This is a genomic window from Actinocorallia lasiicapitis (assembly GCF_054778695.1).
The window spans coordinates 1-5225 of the sequence record NZ_BAAGZI010000397.1 but is presented as its reverse complement, the minus strand read 5'-3'; the positions used below and the strand labels follow the sequence as shown (position 1 = coordinate 5225).

Here is a 5225-nt window from a genome sequence, read left to right as displayed (position 1 = left end):
GCCGGGGACGCGCAGCAGCTCCCACGGGTCGCCGCGCAGCAGCGCCTCGGCGTCGTCGCCCAGGTAGGCGCGGGTGCGGGCGACCAGTGCGGGCGGCAGCTGGGAGAAGGCGGTGGGGCTAGACATCGGATACATCGTCCAGTGCGTCGCGGATCTCGTCGGGCAGGGTCAGTTCGTCGGCGGCGAGGGCGGCGCGGAGCTGGGTGGTGGTCCGCGCGCCCACCAGGGCGGCGGCCACGGCCGGCTGGTCGCGGACCCAGGCCAGGGCGACGGCGAGCGGAGTGACGCCGAGACCGTCGGCGGCGATCGCCACGGACTCCACGATGCGGGCGCTCTGCTCGCCCAGATACGGTGCCACGAACTCCTCGAGCCGGTCGCGCGCCGCGCGGGAATCGGCGGGGATCCCGGTCCGGTATTTGCCGGTGAGGACACCGCGGCCGAGCGGCGACCAGGCCAGCACCGACGTCCCGGAGTCGAGGGCGGCGGGCACGATCTCGCGTTCGGCGTCGCGCTGCAGCAGCGAGTACTCGACCTGGTCGGAGACGACGGGGCACCGGCCAGGCCAGGCGCGCTGCCAGGTCGCGGCGGTCGCGAGCTGCCAGCCGCTGTAGTTCGACACCCCCACGTACCGGGCGCGGCCCGAGGCGACGGCCTCGTCGAGCGCCGCCAGGGTCTCCTCGTAGGGGGTGGCGGGGTCGTGGGTGTGGACCTGCCACAGGTCGACGTACTCCACGCCCAGCCGGTCGAGCGACCGGTCGAGGGCGGCGAGGAGATGGCGGCGGGATCCGTCGTACCCGCGTGGCGTCACCCCCGCCTTGGTGGCGACGACGATATCGTCGCGCTCGACCACGGACGCTAGGAGCTGGCCGAGGATCCGCTCGCTGACGCCGTCGCCGTACACGTCCGCGGTGTCGACGAGGTTGCCGCCCGCCTCGACGAACGTCGCGAGCTGCGACGCCGCCTCGTTCGGGTCGGTCCCGTCGCCCCATGTCATGGTCCCCAACCCCAGCCGGGACACCATGAGCCCGCTCCGCCCGAGCTGCCGCTGCTCCATAAGGACACGAGCCTAGTAGGTGTCGCGGACGTCCCGGGCGATTCCTCCGCGTGAGGCGCGCTACGCCGAAACTCTGCCGTGAGCCCTGTCACTGGAGTGCCGTCGCGGGTTAAGGTTCCGCCCGTGGCAGCAGACTCCGCCCTCCCCGCGCCGGCCGACCCGGGATTCCTGGCTTCCCTGGGCTCGCGCACCATGCTCGGCCAGCTCCGTGTGACCTTCCTGGCGCTGCTGTTCATGCCGGTGCTGGTGGCGGGCGTCTCGCCGTTCATCGTCCGGATCGAGACGACCAGCCTGTCGGCGCCGCCCGCGTGGGCGGAGGCCGCGGTGGTGCTGCTGGCCGTCGCGGTGCTGGTGGTGGCGTTGCGGATCCCGCCGGCGCTGTCGCCGAAGCTGCCCGCTCACAAGGTCGCGGCGGCGGCGTCGAGCTCGTTCCGCGCGACGGTGTTCCTGCGGTTCGCGATGACCGAGGCCGTGGTGCTGGCGGGCCTGCCGCTGTCGATGGTGTCCGACAGCCTGATGCCGATGGCCGTGGCGTTCGGGCTGGGGTTCCCGATGATGCTGGTGCTGGCGATCCCGACGCGCCGTTCGATCGACGGGATCAGGGCGCGGCTGGAGCGCGAGGGCGTCGTGACGGAGCTGTGGGCGACCCTCCTCGGCCCGTTCAGAGCCAGCCGGACTTCTTGAACTTCCGGTAGAGCAGGAAGCAGAGCCCCCCCATCAGGGCCAGCACCATCGGGTATCCGGCGTGCCATTTCAGCTCGGGCATGTGCTCGAAGTTCATCCCGTAGATCCCGGCGATCGCGGTCGGCACCGCGAGGATCGCCGCCCATGAGGAGATCTTCCTGACGTCCTCGTTCTGCTGTTTGCCGAGCAGCGCGAGATGGGCGGTGAGGACGTTGGTGACGAGCTCGTTGTGCGCGTCGATCTGCTGGTCGGTGCGGAGCAGGTGGTCCAGGACGTTGCGGAACTGGGCCTCGATCTTCACGCAGAACGGCACCCGGCCCTTGGCGATCTCCTGGATGACGGGGATCAGCGGGTCCTCGGCGGTGCGGAACTCCAGGATCTCGCGTTTCAGGGTGTAGATGTCCTCGGTGACGTCCTCTTTGCCCCGGGTGAAGATCCGCCGTTCCAGCGCGATGATGTCGGCTTCGATCTCGTGGGCGATCCGGTCGTAGGAGTCGACGATGTCGTCGCAGACGGCGTACAGGACGGCGCCGGGCCCGCCGGAGGCCAGCAGCGCGTGGTCGGCCTCGAGCCGGGTGCGGACCGAGGCCAGCGGGTTGGCCTTGCCGTGCCGGACGGTGATGACGAAGTCGGGCCCGACGAACAGCATGATCTCGCCGACCTCGATGGCCGACGGCCGGTCGTAGGAGACCGTCTTCAGGACGATGAACACGGTGTCGCCGTAGTGTTCGAGCTTGGGCCGCTGGTGGCCTTTGGCGGCGTCCTCGATGGCGTTGGGGTGGAGCTTCAGCTCCTTCTTGACCTCGTCGAACTCGCTGGGGGACGGCTCGTGCAGCCCGATCCAGAGGAACGCGCCGTCCTCGAGACGCGCGGTGGACAGCGCGGCGGCCAGGTCGCCGTCGACGTCCTCCCGGAAGCCGTCCCGGTAGATGGCGCAGTCGATAATCATGACCGACATTGTCCGGCATATCCTGACGATGTGACTACGGTTCTGCTCGTTCGCCATGGCCTCACCGCCAAGACAGGTCCGGTCCTGACCGGCTGGACTCCGGGCGTCCCCCTGGACGAGCGGGGCCGCGCCCAGGTCGAGGCCGTCGCGGCCCGGCTGGCGGGCCTCGCCCTGGACCTGGTCGTGACCAGCCCGCTGGAGCGGTGCGTGGAGACCGCGCAGGCGCTGCTGGCGGGCCGTGACGGCCTGGACAAACCCGAGGTCGACGAGCGGTTCGGGGAGGTCCGCTACGGCGACTGGACCGGCCGGGAGCTGGCGGAGCTGGCCAAGGAGCCGCTGTGGCGGGTCGTCCAGGAGCATCCGAGCGCCGTCACCTTCCCCGGCGAGGACGGCGAGTCCCTGGCCGCGGCGCAGCACCGGGCGGTGCGGGCGGTCCGGGAGTGGAACGAGCGGCTGGGCGCGGACGCGGTGTACGCGGTCTGCTCGCACGGCGACGTCATCAAGTCGGTCGTCGCGGACGCCCTCGGGCTGCATCTCGATCAGTTCCAGCGGATCCAGGTCGATCCGGCGTCCGTCACCGTCATCCGGTACACCGAGACGCGCCCGTTCCTGGTGCGGCTCAACGACAGCGGCGGCACCGTCCAGGGGCTGGTGCCGGTGAACCGGGGGGACAGTGACGCGCCTGTCGGCGGCGGCGCGTAGGGTTCGATTCATGCCGGTCATCACCTATGAAAACCCGGACCGGTTCGTCGCCGGTACCGTCGGCCAGCCCGGCCAGCGGGAGTTCTATCTCCAGGCGCGGAAGGGCCGCCGCGTGACCAGCGTCGGTCTGGAGAAGTTCCAGGTCAGCCTGCTCGCGGAGCGGCTGGAGGAGCTGCTGGACGAGGTGCGCAGGCTGAGCGGCGGGACCGCCGAGGTTCCGGCGGCGGCCCTCGGGGCGCTCCGTGACGACGGGCCGCTGGATCCGCCCGTCGACGAGGAGTTCCGGGTCGGTTCGATGGCCCTGGCCTGGGATCCCGAAGCCGAACGGATCATCGTCGAGGCGCGGGAGACCGGCGAGGAGGACCCCGACGAGGACGAGGACGAGCCTGAGGACGGGTCGGTCCTCCGGGTGTCGATCACCGCGACCCAGGCCCGCGCGTTCGCCGAACGCGCCCTGAAGCTGGTGGCCGCCGGGCGGCCGCCCTGCCCGCTGTGCGGGCTTCCCCTCGACGCGCTCGGGCATGTGTGCCCCCGGCAGAACGGGCATCTCAGAACATCATGACGGCCTCCCCGGTTGAGGACGCCGAGCAGCTCCTCGCCCATGGCGCGCTCACCGTCGAAGGCAGGATCGTCCAGGCGTCGAACGCGACGCTCCGGTGCGACATCGAGCTCGACGGCGTCACCGCGAAATGCGTGTACAAGCCGGTCGCGGGGGAGCGGCCGCTGTGGGACTTCCCCGACGGCACCCTCGCGGGACGCGAGGTGTCGGCGTATCTGGTCTCGCAGGCGATGGGCTGGCGGGTCGTCCCGCCGACCGTGCACCGCGACGGCCCGTACGGCCCCGGCATGGTGCAGCTGTGGATCGACACCGACGAGACGGTCGATCTGGTGGCGCTGTCGCGGGCCAACGATCCGGCGGTCCGGCGGATGGCGGTGTTCGACGCCGTCATCAACAACGCCGACCGGAAGATCGGCCATCTGCTGCCCGTCGACGGCGGCCACGTGCACGGCTGCGACCACGGTGTCAGCTTCTCCACCGACTACAAGCTGCGGACCGTGCTGTGGCAGTGGCGCGGCAAGCCGCTCAAACCGCTGTCGGTGCAGGCGCTGCAGAAGGTGCGGGCGCGGCTGGACGGCGATCTGGCGCGGGCGCTGGCCGAGCACATCACGGCGGACGAGGTGGAGGCGACCCGCAGGCGGGTCGAGCTGATGCTGAAGCACCGGGTGCATCCGTATCCGCCGGAGGACTGGCCGGCCATTCCCTGGCCCCCGATGTGAGCCGGCCCGATGTGAACCGGCCCCCGATGTGAGCGCTCTGCCGTCCGCTTGCTGAAATGGCGGTGTGTGCACCGCTCTGATCTCCTTCGACCCGTCGGCCCGGTTCCCTCTGCTGCTGGCCGGCATCCGTGACGAGTACACCGACCGGGCGTGGGATCCGCCCGCGGAGTTCTGGCCCGGCCGTCCGGGTGTGGTGGGCGGCCGGGACCGGCTGGCGGGCGGCACCTGGCTGGCCGTCGATCCGGCGGAGCGGCGGGTGGGCTGCGTGCTCAACGGGACGGGCGTGCTGGCCTTGGACGACCGGCGGCTGTCGCGCGGCGATCTGCCGTTGCGGGCGGCGGGCGACGGCGGGCTCGGCGACCTGGATCTGAAGCGGATGGATCCGTTCCATCTGATCTGCGGGGAGCCGGGCCGGGTGCGGCTGTGGAGCTGGACGGGCGAGGAGCTGACCGACCAGTGGCTGGAGCCCGGCACCCATCTGGTGGTGAACACGGGCCTCGGCGGCGCCTGCACGGCTTCCGGGGGGTCGATCCCCCGGGCGGGGCTGGACGGGATCCG

Annotated in this window: 7 protein-coding genes; 5 read left to right on the top strand and 2 right to left on the bottom strand. The window is 71.4% G+C overall.

From position 1 onward, the window contains the following. Positions 1 to 118: 118 nt before the first annotated feature. Positions 119 to 1054: an aldo/keto reductase gene (locus ACYVE7_RS28610; protein ID WP_460368929.1), complete on the bottom strand. Its 936-nt coding sequence runs from the start codon at positions 1052 to 1054 to the stop codon at positions 119 to 121. A gap of 123 nt (positions 1055 to 1177) precedes the next feature. Here ACYVE7_RS28610 and ACYVE7_RS28605 point away from each other — a divergent pair, with 123 nt between their 5' ends. Continuing rightward, positions 1178 to 1738 carry a hypothetical protein gene (locus ACYVE7_RS28605; protein ID WP_460368927.1) on the top strand — a complete coding sequence of 187 codons (561 nt, stop codon included), beginning with the start codon at positions 1178 to 1180 and terminating at the stop codon, positions 1736 to 1738. Here ACYVE7_RS28605 and ACYVE7_RS28600 read toward each other — a convergent pair. Beyond that, positions 1716 to 2687, bottom strand: a complete 972-nt coding sequence (locus tag ACYVE7_RS28600; RefSeq protein WP_460368925.1) for a magnesium and cobalt transport protein CorA — start codon at positions 2685 to 2687, stop codon at positions 1716 to 1718. The genes ACYVE7_RS28605 and ACYVE7_RS28600 overlap by 23 nt on opposite strands. A 30-nt stretch (positions 2688 to 2717) precedes the next feature. Between ACYVE7_RS28600 and ACYVE7_RS28595 the strand changes: the two genes are divergently transcribed. The 4 genes from ACYVE7_RS28595 to ACYVE7_RS28580 form a co-directional block, all read left to right on the top strand. Beyond that, positions 2718 to 3389, top strand: coding sequence for an MSMEG_4193 family putative phosphomutase (locus ACYVE7_RS28595; protein ID WP_460368924.1), 672 nt, complete (start codon positions 2718 to 2720; stop codon positions 3387 to 3389). A 10-nt stretch (positions 3390 to 3399) separates the two neighbouring features. After that, complete coding sequence (locus ACYVE7_RS28590) at positions 3400 to 3951, top strand: DUF3090 domain-containing protein (protein ID WP_460368923.1); 552 nt, start codon at positions 3400 to 3402, stop codon at positions 3949 to 3951. After that, positions 3948 to 4667: an SCO1664 family protein gene (locus ACYVE7_RS28585; protein ID WP_460368921.1), complete on the top strand. Its 720-nt coding sequence runs from the start codon at positions 3948 to 3950 to the stop codon at positions 4665 to 4667. The genes ACYVE7_RS28590 and ACYVE7_RS28585 overlap by 4 nt, the downstream gene beginning before the upstream one ends. 64 nt (positions 4668 to 4731) lie before the next feature. Further along, a partial coding sequence (locus ACYVE7_RS28580; protein ID WP_460368919.1) for an NRDE family protein occupies positions 4732 to 5225 on the top strand: 494 nt, incomplete at its 3' end.

Bases quoted from the DNA above. Each gene is read 5' to 3' on its own strand.
- ACYVE7_RS28610 (WP_460368929.1), bottom strand. From the start codon at position 1,054: ATGGAGCAGCGGCAGCTCGGGCGGAGCGGGCTCATGGTGTCCCGGCTG.
- ACYVE7_RS28600 (WP_460368925.1), bottom strand. From the start codon at position 2,687: ATGATTATCGACTGCGCCATCTACCGGGACGGCTTCCGGGAGGACGTC.
- ACYVE7_RS28590 (WP_460368923.1), top strand. From the start codon at position 3,400: ATGCCGGTCATCACCTATGAAAACCCGGACCGGTTCGTCGCCGGTACC.
- ACYVE7_RS28585 (WP_460368921.1), top strand. From the start codon at position 3,948: ATGACGGCCTCCCCGGTTGAGGACGCCGAGCAGCTCCTCGCCCATGGC.